This is a genomic window from Thermosynechococcus sp. QS41 (assembly GCF_031583515.1).
Classification (GTDB): domain Bacteria; phylum Cyanobacteriota; class Cyanobacteriia; order Thermosynechococcales; family Thermosynechococcaceae; genus Thermosynechococcus.
This window is the reverse complement of the sequence record NZ_CP134181.1, coordinates 2509666-2527829: the sequence shown is the minus strand read 5'-3', so window position 1 is coordinate 2527829 and position 18164 is coordinate 2509666. Positions and strand designations below refer to the sequence as shown.

The window sequence follows — 18164 nt, the reverse complement described above, 5'->3', positions numbered from 1 at the left end:
CGTCCTAGTCACACACATGGCGAACGTAGGGTTCCTCCTCAGGCAAAAAGGATTCAAAACTCGCCACTTGGGCAGCAATGAGATCGGGCGTGGCCTCGGCAATATCCCCTTGGCGATCGCTCAAGCGACGGCGCAGTTCCTCAGGCGGTGCATTACAGAAGTGAATCTCCAAGGGCACCTGCAATTTCTCAGCTAAAGCAATCACGGGTTGGCGCAGCGCCACGCGATCGTATTTCGCATCCAAAATCACCGTTTGTCCCTGACGCAGCAACAATTCTGCATAGGCCAAGAGTTGATTATAGGTTTTTTGGGTCATGGCCTCAGAATAGAGATCGACCTGCGGGAAATCACTGCTGCGGCGGTCAAGGGGTAAACCCGCCAAGTGCTTACGCACGGCATCGGAGCGGATTTGAATGGCTTGCTCGGCTTGGGCGAGACCCCGTCCCCGTGTACTTTTGCCTGCCCCAGAGAGACCGCACATGACATAGAGCTTGGCTTGACGTGGTTGGGTGTAGCGATAGGCCGCCTCATAGTAGGCCGCAGCCGTGGCTTGAATCTGTGCCTTTTCGGCCTCGCTAATAGCGGGATCGTTGAGGGCCAAGGCGTTCACATTGCCGCGAATATAGGCCCTGATGCAAAGGTAAAGGGGCAACAGCACCGCCCCAGCGTAGTCCCCACTCCACTCCAAGTAGGTATTGAGGAAGAGATTGGCCAAGTCCCCGCGACCCCGAAACTCCAGATCCATCAGCAAAAAAGCGGCGTCATAAATGACATCAATGTTGCGAAATTCTTCGTTGAACTCAATACAGTCAAAAATTTGCACCCTGCCGTTGTACAGGCAGATATTGTTCAGGTGCAGATCCCCATGGCATTCGCGAATTTTGCCCCCGGCTTGCCGCTGCACCAACCACTCCTGATGCCGCGTCAAAAAGTCATCAGTAAAAGCCTGAATCGCCGCGTACTGCTCTGGGGATTGACAGCGACCGACAAACTGAGCCGCCAAGGCATGGCAATTGTTAATCACTTGGGCGATCGCCCGCGGGGAGCCAAATTCACTAATGTGGGGACTGGTGGCAGCCGTGCGGTGAAAGTGAGCCAGTTCTTTACCGAGGGATTCAATTAGGTGGGGGGTGACTTGGTTGGCGGCAAAGAGGTGCGAAAACAGTTGCGACTGATCAAATTGCCGCATTTGCACAGCATAGTCAATCACCTCAGCTCCCGCAGGTAAGTCTTGGGGAGCCGCCACAAAATAGCGATCGCCCACCGCCACAATGGGCACCACCGCCAAGTAGAGATCTGACGCCAAACGGCGATTCAGCCGTAACTCTTCCCGACAGTAAAATAGCCGCTTTTCTAGGGTTGTAAAGTTCAAAAAGCCAAAATCCGCCGGCTTTTTCACCTTATAGGCATAGTCCCCCGTCAGAAATACGTAGGAAATATGCGTTTGCAGCAATTGAATGGGAGAGGTCACTGCATGGGGGTACGCAGCAGGGGTTAATAGGGCTTCGACAAAGGCAGGCAAAGACATGCGTATTGTGGCTAACATCGCGCCCCAATCATATCACTAGACTCTATGCCTGTGGCTAAATTGACGTTTTGAGCGTTCCTTTAGAGGATGGGGATACGAAGCTCGTGGATTTGACTATGGTGCGTCGCCCCGTCACATTACCCCAACTCCAGCAAAAAAAACAGCAGGGAGAGCCAATTACCATGCTCACGGCTTGGGATTATCTGTGGGCGCGGCTATTGGATGCGGCGGGGGTGGATGTGATCCTTGTCGGGGATTCCCTTGGTATGGTTGCCCTTGGCTATCAAACCACGTTGCCGGTGACCCTTGATCAGATGATTCACCATGCGCAGGCGGTGCGGCGGGGCGTCAGCCACAGTTTCCTCGTGTGTGACCTACCCTTTTTGAGCTACCACGAAAGCCCAGAGCAGGCCCTGCGATCGGCGGGGCGTTTAGTCAAAGAAGCAGATGTACAGGCAGTGAAAATGGAAGGTGCTTCACCCGTGGTGCAGGCAGCAACGCGGCGCTTAGTGGAGGCCGGCATCCCGGTGCTGGGTCATGTGGGTCTGTTGCCGCAGCGGGTGCATCAGTTGGGGGGATGGCGACAACAGGGGAAGACGCCACAGGGGGCAGAAGCAATTCTCGCAGATGCCCTTGCTCTGGCCGAAGCAGGTGCCTTTGGCATCATTTTGGAGCATATTCCTGCGGATTTGGCACAGCAGATTACCGCCAAGCTGAAAATTCCCACGATTGGAATTGGCGCAGGCCCCTACTGTGATGGTCAGGTGTTGGTGACGGCAGATGTTTTGGGCTTGAGTCCACAGGTGCCCCCCTTTGCTAAGGTGTATGCCGACTTGGGCACTCAGGCGATCGCTGCCCTTAAGAGCTACTGCCAAGCTGTAAAATCGCGGCAATTTCCCTAACTTAGAGCGGCCAATGGGCACGGGGGTTAAAGGTGCGCAGCGATCGCAACTTTTCGTAGAGTTCTTTTTCTTGGGCACTCAGGGATTTGGGGGGCACAATTTGTACCTTAGCAAGGAGATCGCCAGCAATGCCGCTACTACTGCGCCACCCTTTGCCCCGTAACCGCAGTGATTGCCCCGATCGCGTGCCCGCAGGCACATTCAAAACCACAGTCCCCGAGGGCGTCGGCACCGTGACTTGAGCACCCAAGGCAGCTTCATCCGGCGTGATCGGCAAATCAATCACCAATTGATCCTCTTCAAAGCGGAAGAGGGGATGAGGCGCCACCTGTACCGTGAGATATAAATCCCCTCGCTGTTGGGTGTAGGGGTTATATTGACCTTTGCCCCGCAGCCGCAACTTTGTCCCTGGCTTAACACCAGCGGGAATCGTCACAGTCACCTGTTCATTACCAATGGCGAATGATTTCTGGCAGCCCTGAAAGGCCTCTTGGAAGCTAATTTGCACTTCCGCATCAACATCGCTGCCGCCAAATGCCGATGAATCAAAGCCAGCGCTGCTCCAAGTGCGGGTACGCCCTGTGGTCGTGCCGGTGGCAAATCGCCCCAGCAACTCGTTGATAAAGTCTTCAAAGCTGCCAAACTGACTAAAGTCAGCGCCAAAGTCACCAATATTGACATTAAAGCCACCAGCACCCGCCGCACTGGCCTGTTGCCAATACTGACCAAATTGATCGTATTTGCGTCGTTTTTCCGGATCCGAGAGCACTTCGTGGGCTTCGTTAATTTCCTTGAAACGAGCTTCTGCCTCTTTGTCCCCTGGGTTTAAGTCGGGGTGATACTTGCGCGCGAGGCGGCGAAAGGCTTGCCGAATTTCGGCATCCGTGGCATTTTTGCTGACCCCGAGGATTTGGTAGTAATCTTTGAAGTCGGTACGCGCCATAGGAAGATTCGCCTCTACGTAATCAAAAGATGAAGATTGAGTGTCAGGGCTGGCAGCAAATTAGGGCAAAAAGCTCAGTGTTATTATAGTTGAATCCCTTTATACCGTCTTGGCATGGCGACGTTTCTTCGTCCAGAACTGAGCAACCTCCGCGCCTACTCCACCCCCACGAGCGACTCCCTACCCCTAGAACTGGATTACCTCGATACCAATGAGTTTCCGTGGGATTTGCCCACTGCCCTTAAGGAGGCGTTAGCTCAACAGTATGTCAGCACCCTCGCCAGTCATCGCTATCCCGACAGTCACCATTGGCCGCTGCGGCAGGCGATCGCCCGCTATGTCAATGAACACAGTTCAACTGAAATCTCCCCACACCAAATTGCGGTGGGCAACGGCTCCGATGAGCTAATTCGCTCGATTTTACTGGCCACTGCGATCGGGGGCTACGGTTCTATCCTAGTGGCAGAACCGACATTTTCCATATACGGGATCCTCGCCCAAACCCTAGGGATTCCCGTCCAGCGATCGCCCCGCGATCCTGACACCTTTGCCGTGCAAATTGCTGAAGCCAATACCCTCATTGCCCAAGCGGCTCCCCCCGTGCGCGTTCTCTTTATGCTGCAACCCAACTCCCCAACAGGGAACCCCCTAACCGCAGCGGAGGTGGACTGGCTACGGCAGCTTCCTGAGGACATTTTAGTGGTGATTGATGAGGCCTATTTTGAATTTTCGGGCAAGACACTGGTGGGGGACTTGGCAGCGCATCCCAACTGGTTGATTCTGCGTACGTTTTCCAAAGCCTTTCGACTCGCCGCCCATCGGGTGGGCTACGCCATTGGCAATGCCGAGGTGATTGCGGTTTTAGAAAAGGTTCGTCTGCCCTATAACCTGCCTACGTTTTCTCAAGTGGCGGCGCAGGTTGCCCTTGACCATCGGCCGGCGTTGCTGGCAGAGATTCCCACGGTGCTAGCGGAGCGGGAGCGCCTCTATGAACGGCTTCAGGGTTGCCCCCAACTGCGGGTATGGCCGAGTGTGGCCAATTTCCTCTTTTTCCGCTTGCAGGAACCGCAATACACCCAGCCCCTGTGTGATGCCTTGCGGCGTCAGGGGACTCTTGTACGGGCGATCGCTAGCGGCATTCGGGTCACCATTGGCACACCAGCGGAGATGGAGCGCTTTTGGCAACGGCTGCAAGCTTTTTTGCACCAGCTTTAGCTAATCGGACAAGCGGCCATTGGGCAGGACTGTTCCCCGCAGGGTTGCCGTGGCTAAAGACGTGTAGGTCAGTGTGGCACCCCGCAGGTTGGCGCGACTCAGGTTGGCTTGGCGCAATTGCACAGCCGTCAGTTCAGCATTGATCAGCTTAACTTCAATCAGCTTGGCATTGGTCAAATCCACGTTGGTCAGTGTGGCATTGCTTAAATCCGAGCCACTGAGATCGGCCCCTGCCAAATTCACATCTTCTAGGTTGACACCGCGCAAATCCAATCGCCGAAAGTCACGCCGCCCTTTGGCATAGTCTGCCAGCATTTGATCAGCTCTATTTTGATTAATAATGGCCGGGGCGTAGCGACTGAGAAAACCGTGTTTATCAAAGGCGTCTGAAGGTCGCCCCGAAGAAGCAGACATCACTAAAGTAGGATCAGGGTTCTGATGATTTTACTATAGTTTAAGCCTAGGGCAGCGACCGTTTTTGGAACTCGTGGCCAAAGGGTCTAAGGAAAGTGGCATACTGCTATAGATAAGGAACCAATAGGGAGATAACGCTGTGGGACTGTTTGATCGCGTCAGCCGTGTGGTTCGCAGTTGGCTCAATGCGCTGGTGGGTGCTGCTGAAGATCCCGAAAAAATCCTTGAGCAGACCATGATTGAAATGCAGGACAATCTGGTGACCCTGCGGCAAGCCGTCGCCCAAGCGATCGCCTCCCAAAAGCGGTTAGAGCAACAGTTCAACCAACATCAACAGCAGGCGGCTGAGTGGGAGCGCCGTGCCAAAATTGCCCTGCAACATGGGGATGAGCAACTAGCGCTTGAGGCCTTGAGTCGCAAAAAAACAGCACTGAATGCAGCCATGGCTCTCAAAGGGCAATTGGAGCAGTCCGTGACCCAAGTGGAAGCCCTCAAAAAACAAATGCAGCAGCTTGAAAGCAAAATCGCGGAAGCGAAAACCCGTAAAGAAATGCTGGTGGCACGGGCACGGGCAGCCAAGGCCTCAGAGCAATTGCAACAAACCTTTAGCAGCCTCAACACCAATGCCCCCATGGCCGCCTTTGAGCGCATGGAGGAACGGGTTCAGGAAATGGAGGCTCGCTCCCAAGCCGTGGCTGAACTCAATAGCGATACCCTCGAAGCCAAGTTTGCCGCCCTCGAAGCCGGCAGTGTGGATGACGATTTGGCACGGCTGAAGGCAGAATTGGCCAACCCGCAACTGTCACCCAGCAGCACCCCTGCCTACGATCCAGAGTTGGAAGCCCTGCGGCGGGAACTGAAGAAGAACTAGTTATTTTCCATGGATCTCCTGCGATCGCTCCCTTTGGGGCTATACCTTGAACAACCGGTGACTTGGCTGCACCGCCTTGATCCGCGGGTTAAGTTGGCATGGTTGATGACGTTTCTGTTGGCACCTATTTTGGCGGATGTCAGTTGGCGGTTGGGGCTAGTGGCCAGTTTAATTCTCCTGACCCTCCTAGGGGGGATTCCCGCACGGGTGTGGCGGCGGCAACTGCTGTGGCTCCTCTTGGTGGGGAGTTTAATTCTAGTCATCACGGCTTTGATGCCCGATGGGATGGCGGTCACCTATCAACCCCGCCACCCTTTGGAAGCCACCGCTCCGCCCACGAGTTACAGTTATATCCTGTGGCAGTTTCGTGCCCAAGTGGGTCAGTTTCCGATTCATCTGCAAGTCTCCCAGCGATCGCTGGATTTGGGGTTACGCCTGAGTACCCTCCTGTTTACGCTCCTTTACAGCACGCATCTGTTTTTGCTGACCACTGCCCCAGAAGAAGTCACCGCTGGCTTGGAAAATCTGATGCAGCCCCTGAAACGCTTTAAGCTGCCAGTGGCCGAAATTGCCCTGACCTTGACGCTGTCGCTGCGGTTTATTCCCTTGGTTTTAGAAGAGGTGCAAAACCTGAGCCGCTCAGTGCGGACGCGTGCCATCAATTGGCGACTGGTGGGCATTAAGGGCAGCATCAAGTTGTGGCTCACCTTAGCAGTACGGCTGTTGGACAATTTACTCCTGCGGGCAGAACAGGTGGCCTGTGCCATGCAGGTGCGGGGCTTTCAAGAACCGGGAACCTACGATAATCCCTGGCACCATCTGCGACTGCAGCGGCGAGATTGGTTGGCTCTGGGGGGCATGGGGTTATTTTGGTTGGTTCGTTTGGGTTGGTTGGGGGTGACACACCATTGATGTTCCCCTGTCAGCCGTGGCTATGGTGCTGTTTGCCGCTGCGGCGTCGCACGGGTCGCGCTATTTTTCAGCAATTGTTTTTGACTGAGCCAATTGCCGTTTTACTGGAAAGCCCAGCCCAAGCCCCGACTCCCCAAGCGCGCTACTCCATTTGTGCGGGGTCACCACGGCGCGATCGCCAGTGGCCACTCTCCTTGGGTCAAGTCCTGCCGACGCTACAAAGCTTTCCCCAATGTGAAGCGGTTCCTGAAGCGGTGCGCCATCTGCCCTTTACTGGTGGCTGGTTGGGATGGCTGGGGTACGAGTTGGCGTGGGAAATTGAAGCCCTCCCCCCTCTAAAACCTGATCCTCTCCCTTTTCCAGTAGCCTTTTGGTATGAACCCGCAGCCTTTGCCGTCTTGGATCATCAGGAAGATCTGCTCTACTTGGCGGCTTCGACCCCTAGCCAGCTGGCAGCGCTGCAAGAAGCGCTTGCGGAAACACCCCCTGAGCCATCTCTCTGGGTGCCCAATCGCCCCGGCAGCATTGAACTAGCCGCTGGCTGGCAACCCGATACCTACCAAGCAGCGGTGCGGCAGATTCTCCGCCATATTCGTGCCGGGGATATTTTTCAGGCCAATCTGTCGGCACGCTTTTGCCATTACGGGCGCGTTGATCCTTGGCAACAATACCTGCGGCTGCAGCAGATTAACCCCTCTCCCTTTGCCAGTTTTTGGCAGACCCCTTGGGGCTACATTGTCAGTTGCTCACCGGAACGCTTGGTGCAAGTGCAGGGAGATAGGGTGCAAACCCGACCCATTGCTGGTACCCGTCCGCGCGGCCAAACCCCAGCGGGCGATCGCGCCCAGGCCGAGGAACTCCTTAGGAATACCAAGGAACAGGCAGAACACATGATGCTCGTGGATTTAGAGCGCAATGACTTGGGGCGAGTGTGCCAGTGGGGCAGTGTGGTGGTGGATGAACTCCTAACGCTGGAGTACTACAGCCATGTGATTCACTTGGTGAGCAATGTTCGCGGCACGTTGCAGCCGGGGCTGTCTCCTGTGGATGTGATCCGCGCCCTCTTTCCCGGTGGCACGATTACCGGCTGTCCTAAGGTGCGCTGCATGGCGATTTTGGCCGATTTGGAACCCTTTCCCCGCAATTTGTTCTACGGTTCCTGTGGCTACTGGGATCAGCGGGGGCATTTGGACTTGAATATCCTCATCCGTACCCTGTTGGTGGCGGGCGATCGCCAGACGACTTGGGGACAGGTGGGCGCCGGTATTGTGGCCGACAGTGATCCACAGCGGGAATGGCAAGAATCCCTGAGCAAAGCCCAAGCCCTGCTCCTTGCCCTTGGGACACCTACGCCCATCAGCCCCCGTTCCTAGACTCCCTCCATCAGAGCGTGCCATTCAATTACCACAGCCGCAGGCACAGCAATCTCAATCCCCTGCTCCTCTAGGGGCGGACGCAGTACCAAGGGTTCACTCTTGGGCAATTGCGAGGCGAGGGGCAACAGGTCAAACTGTCCCACATTGGCAACGGAGTCTGCCTTGGGAAAGTCATCTACGGCTGTGAGGGTTTGACCGCTCGATGTGATCAGCACCAAGGGATCGGGATGGCGAAAGTGGTACTGCTCGGGAAACCCCACCAAGCGTAATTGCAACTGGTCACGACGGGAAAAGAGAATCACCTGCCACGTGAAGCCACGATTATCGCGCAACTGATGCCGCGACTGCACCACCACTTGATTGGGAGCCTCTTCAATGGTGCGAATCATGGCAGGGCTACTGGGGGACACCGCTAGCCACAGGGGAATGACGAGCAGGATCACAAGTAACAAACGCTGCCAACGTTTCATTGAAGTTCCTCCCTAGGGTGAGGTTTGGAGTGCCTGTTGAATTTGCGGAATCGTCACAGCGTACATGCCCCGCAGATCACCAACACGGAAGCCATAGGCGCGATCGCTGGGATATTTTTCTTGAATAAAGGCAGGCCGCCGATTTTTCGCCCCATGACAGGCAAGGCAACTGGCTTGGACATCAATGCGACGGAAGTAGTGCACCCCTTCAGCATCCGTTTGCCAAAAGGCTTGGAGTTGACGATTGTTATCAAAGCGATTGAGGGCTTGCACTTCCAGCGCTGTGCGCGGGGCATGGTTGGGGTTGCGGTACTTGAGGGCTACCTGACGCAGTTGCCAGCCATTGGCAGCAGCAATTTCCTTCGCTTTCTTGCCCACGGGGGCACAAACAGCCTTAAAGGTGTCAAGGGTGGGTTCCGTGGGACTTCCTTCTAAAGTAGAGGCAAGGCCAATGCGCATTTGATCCAACTGTTCAATGGCGGTTACGGCTTTCCCCAGTTCATCGGGATTCACACTGGCCAATGTGACTGAGGAACTGTTGAGCCATAGACAAACCATCAACAGACCCATGAGAAAGAGGCGCGCCATAAAAATTACTCCTTGTCAGTGTTGTTAACGGTTGCATATCAAACTTTTGCGAACGGTTGCTGCTTGGAAACTAGGGGGGGTTGAAGGGGACGCACAAGGGAAAGGCCAAAGAAGAGCCGCAGTCCCCACTGTTCAAACCAAGGAACACTTAGCCCCCATCGCATTTTCAGCAGGAAGTAGCGCTCAAAGACAGCCTTGACCCAACTCACCCACAATCCTTGAATGGCGTAGGCCAAGCGGCGCTTCTGCCCGAGGGTCTCAGGAATCACAGGAGCGGCAATATAGGCAATACCCGTGTCACCAAAGTCGGCAAAACAGAGGGCATCGAGGGTCGGCACTACAGGGTCAGCGGCTAATTCCCCAAGGGCAACGGCAATGTTGTGGCTGGCGGCGATCGCCATCTCCTCGGTCATTTGACCCGTCTTGGGCAAGCCCATAGGCACAGGGGTGACTTCTATCGGCGGCAGGTGAACACTAATACCGACCCCATAGATTTCAGGATAGTCGGGGTGCTGAAGGGTGGGCAGCAGGGGCAAAAATCCCTTTTCATTGCCAAGACCCGATGCACGCACAAAGGCTGGCCCGCGAAAAGGTGGCAAAATCATGCTGTAGCCAAAGGGGATTACCCGTCCATCCCGCAACAAAATCCGATGCGGCTCAATGGCCGTGATCTCGGCATTTGTGATGGTTTCAATGCCCCGCTGTGCAATCAGGTCTAGGGTGAGTTGATCACTGTTGGCCAAGCCACCAATCCCCAGATGGCCAATGTAGGGTTCAGGGGTAATGAATGTAATCTTGACGCGATCGCGCAACCGATGACGCCGCAGGGCATACTCCGCCAAAAATAGAAATTCATAGGCAGGCCCAAAGCAACTGGCTCCTGGCGCCGCACCCACAACTAAGTCCTTGGGGTCTTTGAGGAATGCTTGCCATGCTCGATGGGCGGCAACTGCGTGGGCGGGGGTACACACGGAATGACTGTGAACGCCAAGGCCGGGAATCAAATCGAGGGCGAGTTCTGCCCCTGTGGCAATCACTAAATAGTCGTAGTCAAGGGTTTGCTCAGGCAAATAGACTTTCTTAGCTTTAGGGTCAATCTGCTGAACTTTGCCTTGCACCCATTGCAACCCATGGCGACGGCTCACGATCCCTAGGGGCACTTGCAGGCGTTCGAGGGAATGGTGTCCGAGGGCAACTGCCACTAGTCCTGGAATAAATGTAAAGCGATCCACATCGGAGACCAACACCACTTGATGGCGATCGCCCAAACGGTGCCTTAATTCGTAGGCTGTGGACAACCCGCCGATGCCTGCCCCAAGGACAACCACCCGTGCCATAACCGTATCCTCTGTAAATTTATTTAATTAACTATATGATAGTATAAGAAGATACAATTGGCTACAGCCGTCTGTGGTAGGGAGAACCCCAGAGTCGCGCCGTATTGATCCTGTGGCCTTGTCGCGGCAGCCGTTGGGACTATACTGGAAAGAACACGACCTGTTGGAAGCCCATCGGATGAATAGTTGCGTCCTCTTTGCAGAAGTGATTCAAGCGCCAGAACTGCGCTACACCCAAGAAAATCAGATGGCGGTGGCCACAATGGTGGTGCAGTTTGCTAGCCTGCGCAGTGAAGAGCCACCCATGAGTTTGCGAACAGTGGCTTGGGGCAATTTGGGGCAAAAAATGCAGGCAGAATGCAAAGTGGGCGATCGCCTGATCTTAGAAGGTCGGCTAAAAATGGACACCATTGACCGCCCTGAAGGTTTCAAAGAAAAACGCGCCGAGTTGGTGGTAAGCCGCTTCTACACCGTTGAGGGCAATATTGTGGATCATCCGGCACAGCCGGCAACCACCCCCATGGCCACACCCGCAGCCACTGCACCTGTCACACCGAAGGTGGCACCCCCACCCCCCGAACCCGAAGATATTAACCTAGATGAGGTACCCTTCTAGGGATTGACGCTGATTCAGCTAGCGTTTAGCACGAACACATCATCTCACCCACGTCAGTTTGGGATGAGGAGAACTAGAGAGCCATGGGAGGCTTCTTAGTCTGATGGGCAGAGGTCACAAATGAGATTCACGCAGCAATTCACAGGGCAAGAATTCCCTTCGCATCCCTTCCGTAGTCAGCCCAACTCAGACTCACCCCTAGCCTCTCTCTGGAGGGAAAGTTTTGGAGGCGTTGTCCTTTATCCAGGTTGCGATCGCCTCAAGGACTCCCTCAACATTGTGGCACACCTCTTCATCTCGAAACCGCAAGAATCGAACCCCTAAGGCTTCAAGCCTTTGCTGACGGTAGCGGTCTTGCTCTTGAGCTTCTTCGCTATCGTGGGATGAGCCATCAACTTCGATCGCTAGCTTCAGCTTTTTGCAGTAGAAGTCAACAACGTACTCATCGATAGGACGTTGGCGATCGAAATCATAGCCATTCATCTGCTTGCCCTTGAGATGCTGCCAGAGAATCACCTCCGATCGCGTCATTCTTTTTCGTATAGCTATTTCGAAAGGGAGTGAGATATTTTCAAGAGGGATAGGCTATACTCAAAGCGTCATGAATGTTACTCAAGAACATGAGCTATAGCTTAGACTGACGAGAGCGGGTTGTCTCCTACATCCAGCAAGGTGGCAAAATCAGTGAAGCAACTCAAATCTTTCAGGTGAGCCGCGCCACCATCCATCGCTGGCTGAAGCGAGACGACTTAGCCCCCACAGTTGTCCCCCGTCGTCCTTGGAAGCTGGATTGGGCGGCCTTAGCAGCCGATGTTGCTGCCCATCCCGATGACCGTTTAATCGACCGTGCCCAGCGATTTGGCGTCCAAGTTTCCACCATTAGTTATGCCCTCAACCAGATGGGCATCACCCGCAAAAAAACAGATGCGTTACCAAGAACGGTGTGAAGAAGAGCGGCAAGCGTATCAACAGCAGCTCGACACATGGGTAGAGAGCCATGGGGAGGAAACGGTAGTCTATATCGATGAGACGGGATTTGACTCTGGGGTGGAGTGTGAGTATGGGTGGTCAGCGCAAGGCCAACGAATTGATGGAGAGCGAGCGGGGAAGCGTCAGAAAAGAGAGAGTTGAGTCGCAGGACGGTATAGACACCAGAAAGACTTCATCGCCCCAATCCTGTTTTCAGGATATTTGAATGCGGTAGGGTTTGTGAGCTGGCTGAGTCAGTACTGTTTGCCGGCGTTAAAGAGACCGTCGTTGTTGATGATGGATAATGCACCGATTCATCCAAAAGGGGCGATTCAGGCAGTGGTGAAAGCGGCGGGTCACGAGGTGTTATTTTTACCGAAATACTCTCCTGATTTGAATGTGATTGAGCACAACTTTAGTGCGTTGAAGCGAGCGCGGATGTATGCAGGGTCAAACAGTTCGATTGATGAGGTGATTCGCAAGTATTGTGCTGGATGATGTCTCATTCTTGATTAGAATTGCTATAAACTGCAACAGCCAATCATCGGTACTGTGGTAGGCCGTTTCTAAATCTTCAAGGGCAAAGGGAACTTGTAGGGCAGCCATCGCATCCGCTGCGGCAGCACGGACATCCGTTTCGCTGTCATGGAGCAGGCGATCGCGCAACAGGTCATGGGCTTGATTGAGATTGACGTGCCCAAGGCTGGCAATTTGACTCACCGCAGTGTAGCGGACACGGGAATTTTCATCTTGGCTGAGGGGTTGAATGAGCCGAAAGGCATCGTTGGGGTCAAGGCTACGCAGTTGATTGATGCCCCGCAGGCGATCGCCCTGCAAGGCAAATTTAACCAGTTGACAAGGCCATGATTTTCCTGATAGTCTAAAAATCGCTCAAAAATTGGGACTGTAGTTCAATCGGTTAGAGCACCGCCCTGTCACGGCGGAAGTTGCGGGTTCGAGCCCCGTCAGTCCCGTTAGTTTTTAACCAGAAAGTTATCGTTGGGCTTGGCTACCATACATGGCCTGTAGAACCACGGCAGGGTTGACCAATTGCCCTCGGTGGCGGAGCGTCCAGTGAAGGTGAGGTCCGGTGGTGCGGCCTGTCATGCCCACTCGACCAATACGTGCCCCCGTGGGTACCCGCTGCCCCTCTAGGATGAAAATGCCACCGGCGCGATCGACCATGGCTCGTCCTTGGGGGGTCTGCTCAACCCGCCCCATCATGTGGCAGTAAACGTGTTCCCAAGCCCCCGATTGAATTCGTACCAGTGTGCCACAGGCGGTGTGATCGGAAACTTCAATCACCTGCCCGACCCACCAATTACGGATATAGCTCCCTTGAGGAGCAGCAAAATCAAGGCCATTGTGAAATTCGGTCGTGGGTTCCCCCGTGGGCGATCGCCGGTAGCCAAAGGGAGAGGTATAGCCTTGGAAATTTTCCACAGGAAAGGAAGCATCGCTCCAGCGGAGTGTCCCTGCACCAGTATTTTGGGAGGGTTGACTGAGTTGGGGAATTGCAACCGTGCTACCCAAGGCGATCGCCAGTGCTACACTGATTCGCTGCCAATGCATATCAAACTCCTCACATCTCTTTTGGCCTACGGCCTTAGACCGTTATTGATGCACACCGTTCCCCATTGTAGGGACGTAGGATATTTTCAGGTGATGGGAAAATCAAAATGGCTACTCACAAACCCCAGCAACCGGCTGAAGTGACTCAATCAACCCTGCGCGATCGCCTGCGAGCCGAGGCAGCCGCTCCCTATCGGGGACTACGGCGCGTTTTCTATGCCGTTTTTGCCGCTTCCGGCCTCATGGGTGCCTTTATCCTTGGCCTCAAGGGATTGGCGGGCACTGCTGGTAACGATTTGGTGTGGAATCTGGCATTACAAATCGGAGTGGTTGCCCTGATGGTTGCCCTCTGGCGCTGGGATCGCGGCTAAACTGCTTGAGCGAGCAAAAAGCGATCGTGGCCACTGAGATCCCGAAGAATTTCCACTCGTTCATAGGCTTGGGTGGCCATTGCTAGCGCTGCCACAGCTTCCCCTTGGGTTGCCATCAATTCGATAAAGAGCCAGCCTTGGGGCTGAAGATACTCTGGTGCCGTCTCAACAATCTGACGAATTGCCTGCAAGCCATCCGCACCACCATCGAGGGCAAGGGGGGGTTCATGGTACTGCACCTCAGGTTGGAGAGTGGCCACTAGGCGGGTGGGAATATAGGGAGGATTACTGACAATGCCCTGCACCTGCCCTTGCAGATGGGTAAGGGGGGCAAACCAACTGCCAACATAGCAACGCACGCGATCGCCCAAAGCGTACTTTTGAATATTGACTTGCGCGACCTCTAGGGCCTCAGGGCTACAATCTACGGCATGCACCAGCGCCGCCGCAAATAACCGCGCCAAGCCAATAGCGATCGCCCCACTCCCCGTACCCAAATCCAGCCAATGCCCCTGTTGTTGCCAAGGGGGTACCGTTACTGCCACCACTTCTAGGAGTTCCTCTGTTTCTGGCCGAGGAATCAACACACTGGGGGTGACAACTAATTCCAGATCGTGCCAGTGAACCGTACCAATGAGATATTGCAGGGGAACCCGCTCCTGCCAGCGGCGTTGCCAACGCTCTTGGAGTTCTGCAAGGGGCAGTTTTAGAGGAATCTCGGGCGGAAATCGGCGCAGGGTGATGTCAAGGGGACTCAACTGTGTGAAGGCACTGAGAAATTGTTTTAACTCCCGTAGGCCACTCTCGCGCTCAGGGGCTGGAATGATCGCCTGTGCCCAGTGCCACCATGCTTGGAGTGCCTCGCTACTCACGAATATATCTTGACCCTTGTTTTCTGAGGATACTCGTATCAAAATAGCCCTAGAATTTCTAACTGTGCCTTATCCACTGTGGCAGATTTTCAGGAACAGCTTCAACGTCTGCAAGAGCAACTGCAACGGGCGCAGGCGCGAGCAAATGAACTGCCGTCACTGGTTCCTGAACCGCCCCCACCGCCTGTAGATCCCGAAGCCCCGGAATGGGCGGACGAACGGGCACGGATTGAGGCGCGCGTGCGCAGTGAAACCTCTGTTGCCGAACTTCAGGCACAACTGATTGAAGCCCTCTTGGACAATGAACGGCTACGGCGTGCCCTAGAGGAGGAACGGCAAAATCATGCCCGTACCCGTGAGGGACTCATTACCGCCTTGGGGGATGCTTTGGATACCCTCAAACAGCGGCGGCGATCGCCGAACCCCCCTAGGGACTAGGCCACAGTGCTACGCTTAAACCCACCAGCACCAGACTGCCCCCCGTCATCACTGCCGTTGTCGGCACCTCACCAAAGAGCAGCAGGGCAAAGAGACTCGCAGCAATCGGTTCTACCAACACCAGAAGAGTTACCCATGTAGGGGAGAGCCAACGCACCCCCCAATTGAGACTGGTGTGCCCCACCAACTGGGGGATCAAAGCCAGCAGGAGAATCGTGCCATAGAGCTTTAGCGGCCAACCTCCGTAAGTCAGACCCAGCAGTGGCGGCAGGGGCAAGAGAACCAAGGCAGCAGTGGCATAGGCCACAAGGGCGTAGTGGTGAATCGCCAGACCCGCCTTTTGAGCCGCTTGACCACAGATAAAGTAGGCACTGACCGCCCACGCCGCCGCGATCGCCAGCGCATTTCCGAGTAGGGGGTTCCTTGCCACGGCACTGGTCGGTTCTGCCGTCCCAATTAGGGCGCTGCCACCAAGGGCGATCGCCATGCCCACCCAAGCACGGGGTTGAAGGGTTTGTCGCTGCCAAAGGTACCCGACGAGCGCCGACCAGATGGGCGTTGTGGTCACCAATGTGGTTGAGGCTGCCACCGAGGTGTAGTTCAGTGACGTAAACCAGAGGCTAAAGTGCGCCGCAAGGGCAACCCCAGCCGCCAGTGCCCAACGCAGATTTTGGCGAGTCAGGTCTAGCCACGGCCACGTGTAAAGTTGCGGGGTCAAAAAGAGAGCAGCCAAACTGAGGCGACCACTGGCCAAGAAAATGCTCAACCCCACGGTCATGCCTAGGGAATCGGTGGCTAAACCAGCAACCCCCCAGCGCACCAGCACAGCAGCTGTAGAAACCGCCAACACGCCCACGCCGAGGACAAGGGCAATTTGCCAATGGGGCGGTCTATTTACCGACATCGGGAATGACGACGGGAGCCTCACCATCTAAACCAAAGGCTGTATGCACCGCCCGCAGCGCCCGCACCCCCTCCGATTCTGCCACCACACAACTCACGCGAATTTCCGAGGTAGCAATCATTTGAATGTTGATGTTTTCACGGGCAAGGGCCGCAAACATTTGGGCAGCAATCCCCGGACGGTGGATCATCCCCACACCAACAATGCTCACTTTGGCGATCGCCGTATCTATGAGGATGTCGCCGTAGCCCAATTGGCTCTGAACCCCCTTGAGTAGTTCCGTGGCTCGCTCGGCATCGGCAGAGGCCACCGTAAAGGCAATATCGCGGGTCATCACACCCCCGAGGGAGCGCGATCGCTGGGATTGGATAATCATATCCACGCTAATGGCGGCATCCGCAAGGGTCTGGAAAATTGCCGCCGCCATACCGGGGCGATCGGGCACATCGCGAATCGCAATCCGCGCCTGCTTGGGATCAAGGGCAACGCCCCGCACCGCTGGGGCATCGGGGGTCTCTTGGGGGACAGTGGTGGCGGCTTCCACATCAAAGGTTTGGGAGAGAACAGCGATCGCTCGACCTGCATCCGCTGCGGCCACTGTACAACTGACATTCACTTCAGAGGTGGAAATCATTTGTAGGTTAATGCCCGCTGCCGCCAAGGCCGAAAACATCTGAGCGGCCACCCCCGGTCGGCCAATCATCCCGGCACCGGTGATACTCACCTTGGCAATGTCGGCATCCACGAGCACATCCGTCTCTTCAACCCGTGGATTCAAGCGGGGATAAAAGGCCACAGCAACAGCCTCGGCTTGTTTAAGAACGCGCTTTTGCACGGTGAAGGCAATGTCGTTCGTCTGACCTTCGTGAATGGATTGGATAATTAAATCCACATCAAGATTTTGCCGTGCCAGTTCGCCAAAAAGCTGTGCCGCAACGCCGGGGCGATCGGCCACCCGCAGTAGTGCCACCTTCGCCTGATCCGTATCCAGCGCCACCCCATCCACAGGTTTGCCCAGTTCAAGATTTTCCACGGGACGCGGCGGCCGCGATGGTGCAATGACACGGGTACCGGGATCATCCGTCCAACTGGAGCGCACCACCAAATCCACGCCATAGTTGCGGGCAATCTCCACGGCGCGGGGGTGCAAGACCTTTGCCCCTAGGCTCGCCAACTCCAGCATTTCATCGCAGGTAATCTCACTCATGAGTTGGGCATTGGGCACCAGTCGCGGATCCGTGGTCAAAATGCCGGGGACATCGGTGTAAATTTCGCAGCAATCCGCCCGCAGCGCCGCCGCCAAGGCCACAGCCGAGGTATCCGAGCCACCCCGCCCAAGGGTGGTGACTTCAAAATCCGCAGCAGCAGTAATCCCCTGAAAGCCGGCCACAACCACCACTTGTCCTTCTTTGAGGTGCCGTTCGAGGCGCTGGGTCTCAATGTGGAGAATGCGGGCACGGGTGTGGGCCGGTTCGGTGACAATGCCCACTTGGGCACCGGTGAGGGAGATGGCGGGTTCCCCCAAGGCATGGAGCGCCATCGTCAACAGGGCGATCGAGACCTGCTCCCCCGTGGAAAGCAGCATATCCATTTCCCGCTGACTGGGGCGATCGCTAATGGCATAGGCCAGTTGCACCAAGCTATCTGTGGTTTTGCCCATGGCCGAGACCACCACCACTACCTGATGTCCCGCTGCCACAGTTACCTTGACCCTGCGGGCTACCGCTTGAATGCGCTCGACACTACCGACGGACGTGCCACCATACTTTTGTACAATCAGTCCCATGGGCGTTCTAAAGAGAATGCTGTCCTATTTTATATTTAGGGCGGTGATTCTTGGCTGTGGCTGATCTAGGGCGCTAGGGA

General features: G+C 55.4%; 20 protein-coding genes, 1 tRNA gene and 1 pseudogene. 10 read left to right on the top strand and 12 right to left on the bottom strand.

Annotated features, from left to right (window positions below; genetic code table 11):
• Window positions 1–4: 4 nt before the first annotated feature.
• On the bottom strand, window positions 5–1528 hold the full coding sequence (locus tag RHJ80_RS12400; RefSeq protein ID WP_310801122.1) for an AAA family ATPase: 1524 nt from the start codon (window positions 1526–1528) through the stop codon (window positions 5–7).
• Between the two features lie 116 nt (window positions 1529–1644).
• On the opposite strand from RHJ80_RS12400, the gene panB reads away from it, so the two are divergent.
• Window positions 1645–2430 (top strand): 3-methyl-2-oxobutanoate hydroxymethyltransferase, encoded by a 786-nt coding sequence (gene panB, locus RHJ80_RS12395; RefSeq protein WP_190278113.1) that lies wholly within the window; start codon window positions 1645–1647, stop codon window positions 2428–2430.
• Between the two features lies 1 nt (window position 2431).
• Here panB and RHJ80_RS12390 read toward each other — a convergent pair whose 3' ends face one another.
• Entirely contained in the window at window positions 2432–3373 is a 942-nt protein-coding gene (locus tag RHJ80_RS12390) for a DnaJ C-terminal domain-containing protein (RefSeq protein ID WP_149821452.1), read from the bottom strand.
• A gap of 114 nt (window positions 3374–3487) precedes the next feature.
• Between RHJ80_RS12390 and RHJ80_RS12385 the strand changes: the two genes are divergently transcribed.
• Window positions 3488–4588, top strand: coding sequence for a histidinol-phosphate transaminase (locus RHJ80_RS12385; RefSeq protein WP_310801121.1), 1101 nt, complete (start codon window positions 3488–3490; stop codon window positions 4586–4588).
• Here the strand turns inward: RHJ80_RS12385 and RHJ80_RS12380 are convergent, their stop codons facing one another.
• Complete coding sequence (locus RHJ80_RS12380) at window positions 4589–4903, bottom strand: pentapeptide repeat-containing protein (protein ID WP_310438619.1); 315 nt, start codon at window positions 4901–4903, stop codon at window positions 4589–4591.
• A gap of 238 nt (window positions 4904–5141) precedes the next feature.
• On the opposite strand from RHJ80_RS12380, the gene RHJ80_RS12375 reads away from it, so the two are divergent.
• The 3 genes from RHJ80_RS12375 to RHJ80_RS12365 are packed head-to-tail and all read left to right on the top strand — an operon-like array spanning window position 5142 to window position 8158.
• Complete coding sequence (locus tag RHJ80_RS12375) at window positions 5142–5873, top strand: PspA/IM30 family protein (RefSeq protein WP_302678449.1); 732 nt, start codon at window positions 5142–5144, stop codon at window positions 5871–5873.
• A gap of 9 nt (window positions 5874–5882) precedes the next feature.
• Window positions 5883–6785: a CbiQ family ECF transporter T component gene (locus RHJ80_RS12370; protein WP_310801120.1), complete on the top strand. Its 903-nt coding sequence runs from the start codon at window positions 5883–5885 to the stop codon at window positions 6783–6785.
• Window positions 6683–8158 (top strand): anthranilate synthase component I, encoded by a 1476-nt coding sequence (locus RHJ80_RS12365; protein ID WP_399384613.1) that lies wholly within the window; start codon window positions 6683–6685, stop codon window positions 8156–8158. The genes RHJ80_RS12370 and RHJ80_RS12365 overlap by 103 nt, the downstream gene beginning before the upstream one ends.
• Here the strand turns inward: RHJ80_RS12365 and RHJ80_RS12360 are convergent.
• The 3 genes from RHJ80_RS12360 to RHJ80_RS12350 are packed head-to-tail and all read right to left on the bottom strand — an operon-like array spanning window position 8155 to window position 10556.
• The gene (locus tag RHJ80_RS12360; RefSeq protein WP_310801118.1) at window positions 8155–8631 is read right to left on the bottom strand and encodes a DUF3122 domain-containing protein; all 477 of its coding nucleotides are present in this window, start codon (window positions 8629–8631) and stop codon (window positions 8155–8157) included. The two genes, RHJ80_RS12365 and RHJ80_RS12360, sit on opposite strands and share 4 nt — an antisense overlap.
• Before the next feature lie 12 nt (window positions 8632–8643).
• Entirely contained in the window at window positions 8644–9219 is a 576-nt protein-coding gene (locus RHJ80_RS12355; protein WP_310743121.1) for a DUF3365 domain-containing protein, read from the bottom strand.
• 38 nt (window positions 9220–9257) lie between these two features.
• Complete coding sequence (locus tag RHJ80_RS12350; protein ID WP_310801117.1) at window positions 9258–10556, bottom strand: FAD-dependent oxidoreductase; 1299 nt, start codon at window positions 10554–10556, stop codon at window positions 9258–9260.
• 73 nt (window positions 10557–10629) lie between these two features.
• Here RHJ80_RS12350 and RHJ80_RS12345 point away from each other — a divergent pair, with 73 nt between their 5' ends.
• Entirely contained in the window at window positions 10630–11172 is a 543-nt protein-coding gene (locus RHJ80_RS12345) for a single-stranded DNA-binding protein (protein ID WP_310801116.1), read from the top strand.
• A gap of 198 nt (window positions 11173–11370) precedes the next feature.
• On the opposite strand, the gene RHJ80_RS12340 is transcribed toward RHJ80_RS12345, so the two are convergent.
• Window positions 11371–11703, bottom strand: coding sequence for an endonuclease domain-containing protein (locus RHJ80_RS12340; protein WP_206200410.1), 333 nt, complete (start codon window positions 11701–11703; stop codon window positions 11371–11373).
• 131 nt (window positions 11704–11834) lie between these two features.
• On the opposite strand from RHJ80_RS12340, the pseudogene RHJ80_RS12335 reads away from it, so the two are divergent.
• Window positions 11835–12639: pseudogene (locus tag RHJ80_RS12335) on the top strand (IS630 family transposase).
• Here the strand turns inward: RHJ80_RS12335 and RHJ80_RS12330 are convergent.
• Window positions 12592–12978, bottom strand: coding sequence for a HEAT repeat domain-containing protein (locus RHJ80_RS12330; RefSeq protein ID WP_310801115.1), 387 nt, complete (start codon window positions 12976–12978; stop codon window positions 12592–12594). The pseudogene RHJ80_RS12335 and the gene RHJ80_RS12330 sit on opposite strands and share 48 nt — an antisense overlap.
• Window positions 12979–13041: 63 nt before the next feature.
• On the opposite strand from RHJ80_RS12330, the gene RHJ80_RS12325 reads away from it, so the two are divergent.
• Window positions 13042–13115 (top strand) — tRNA-Asp (locus tag RHJ80_RS12325).
• 19 nt (window positions 13116–13134) lie between these two features.
• Here the strand turns inward: RHJ80_RS12325 and RHJ80_RS12320 are convergent.
• Window positions 13135–13713: a M23 family metallopeptidase gene (locus tag RHJ80_RS12320; RefSeq protein ID WP_206200409.1), complete on the bottom strand. Its 579-nt coding sequence runs from the start codon at window positions 13711–13713 to the stop codon at window positions 13135–13137.
• Between the two features lie 107 nt (window positions 13714–13820).
• Here RHJ80_RS12320 and RHJ80_RS12315 point away from each other — a divergent pair, with 107 nt between their 5' ends.
• Window positions 13821–14084 (top strand): DUF3493 domain-containing protein, encoded by a 264-nt coding sequence (locus RHJ80_RS12315; RefSeq protein WP_149819902.1) that lies wholly within the window; start codon window positions 13821–13823, stop codon window positions 14082–14084.
• On the opposite strand, the gene prmC is transcribed toward RHJ80_RS12315, so the two are convergent.
• The gene (gene prmC / locus RHJ80_RS12310; protein ID WP_206200408.1) at window positions 14081–14956 is read right to left on the bottom strand and encodes a peptide chain release factor N(5)-glutamine methyltransferase; all 876 of its coding nucleotides are present in this window, start codon (window positions 14954–14956) and stop codon (window positions 14081–14083) included. The two genes, RHJ80_RS12315 and prmC, sit on opposite strands and share 4 nt — an antisense overlap.
• 78 nt (window positions 14957–15034) lie before the next feature.
• Here prmC and RHJ80_RS12305 point away from each other — a divergent pair, with 78 nt between their 5' ends.
• On the top strand, window positions 15035–15394 hold the full coding sequence (locus tag RHJ80_RS12305) for a hypothetical protein (protein ID WP_206200407.1): 360 nt from the start codon (window positions 15035–15037) through the stop codon (window positions 15392–15394).
• Here RHJ80_RS12305 and RHJ80_RS12300 read toward each other — a convergent pair.
• The gene (locus RHJ80_RS12300; RefSeq protein ID WP_310801114.1) at window positions 15384–16298 is read right to left on the bottom strand and encodes a DMT family transporter; all 915 of its coding nucleotides are present in this window, start codon (window positions 16296–16298) and stop codon (window positions 15384–15386) included. The genes RHJ80_RS12305 and RHJ80_RS12300 overlap by 11 nt on opposite strands.
• Window positions 16285–18084 carry an aspartate kinase gene (locus RHJ80_RS12295; RefSeq protein ID WP_310801113.1) on the bottom strand — a complete coding sequence of 600 codons (1800 nt, stop codon included), beginning with the start codon at window positions 18082–18084 and terminating at the stop codon, window positions 16285–16287. Before RHJ80_RS12295 ends, RHJ80_RS12300 begins: the two co-directional genes overlap by 14 nt.
• Window positions 18085–18164 lie beyond the last annotated feature (80 nt).

Excerpts from the sequence above, each read along its gene's own strand:
- RHJ80_RS12315 (WP_149819902.1), top strand. The coding sequence starts at position 13,821 with ATGGCTACTCACAAACCCCAGCAACCGGCTGAAGTGACTCAATCAACC.
- RHJ80_RS12355 (WP_310743121.1), bottom strand. The coding sequence starts at position 9,219 with ATGGCGCGCCTCTTTCTCATGGGTCTGTTGATGGTTTGTCTATGGCTC.
- RHJ80_RS12400 (WP_310801122.1), bottom strand. The coding sequence starts at position 1,528 with ATGTCTTTGCCTGCCTTTGTCGAAGCCCTATTAACCCCTGCTGCGTAC.
- RHJ80_RS12380 (WP_310438619.1), bottom strand. The coding sequence starts at position 4,903 with ATGCTGGCAGACTATGCCAAAGGGCGGCGTGACTTTCGGCGATTGGAT.
- RHJ80_RS12320 (WP_206200409.1), bottom strand. The coding sequence starts at position 13,713 with ATGCATTGGCAGCGAATCAGTGTAGCACTGGCGATCGCCTTGGGTAGC.
- RHJ80_RS12350 (WP_310801117.1), bottom strand. The coding sequence starts at position 10,556 with ATGGCACGGGTGGTTGTCCTTGGGGCAGGCATCGGCGGGTTGTCCACA.
- RHJ80_RS12390 (WP_149821452.1), bottom strand. The coding sequence starts at position 3,373 with ATGGCGCGTACCGACTTCAAAGATTACTACCAAATCCTCGGGGTCAGC.
- RHJ80_RS12385 (WP_310801121.1), top strand. The coding sequence starts at position 3,488 with ATGGCGACGTTTCTTCGTCCAGAACTGAGCAACCTCCGCGCCTACTCC.
- RHJ80_RS12300 (WP_310801114.1), bottom strand. The coding sequence starts at position 16,298 with ATGTCGGTAAATAGACCGCCCCATTGGCAAATTGCCCTTGTCCTCGGC.
- RHJ80_RS12360 (WP_310801118.1), bottom strand. The coding sequence starts at position 8,631 with ATGAAACGTTGGCAGCGTTTGTTACTTGTGATCCTGCTCGTCATTCCC.
- RHJ80_RS12370 (WP_310801120.1), top strand. The coding sequence starts at position 5,883 with ATGGATCTCCTGCGATCGCTCCCTTTGGGGCTATACCTTGAACAACCG.
- RHJ80_RS12295 (WP_310801113.1), bottom strand. The coding sequence starts at position 18,084 with ATGGGACTGATTGTACAAAAGTATGGTGGCACGTCCGTCGGTAGTGTC.
- RHJ80_RS12340 (WP_206200410.1), bottom strand. The coding sequence starts at position 11,703 with ATGACGCGATCGGAGGTGATTCTCTGGCAGCATCTCAAGGGCAAGCAG.
- panB (WP_190278113.1), top strand. The coding sequence starts at position 1,645 with ATGGTGCGTCGCCCCGTCACATTACCCCAACTCCAGCAAAAAAAACAG.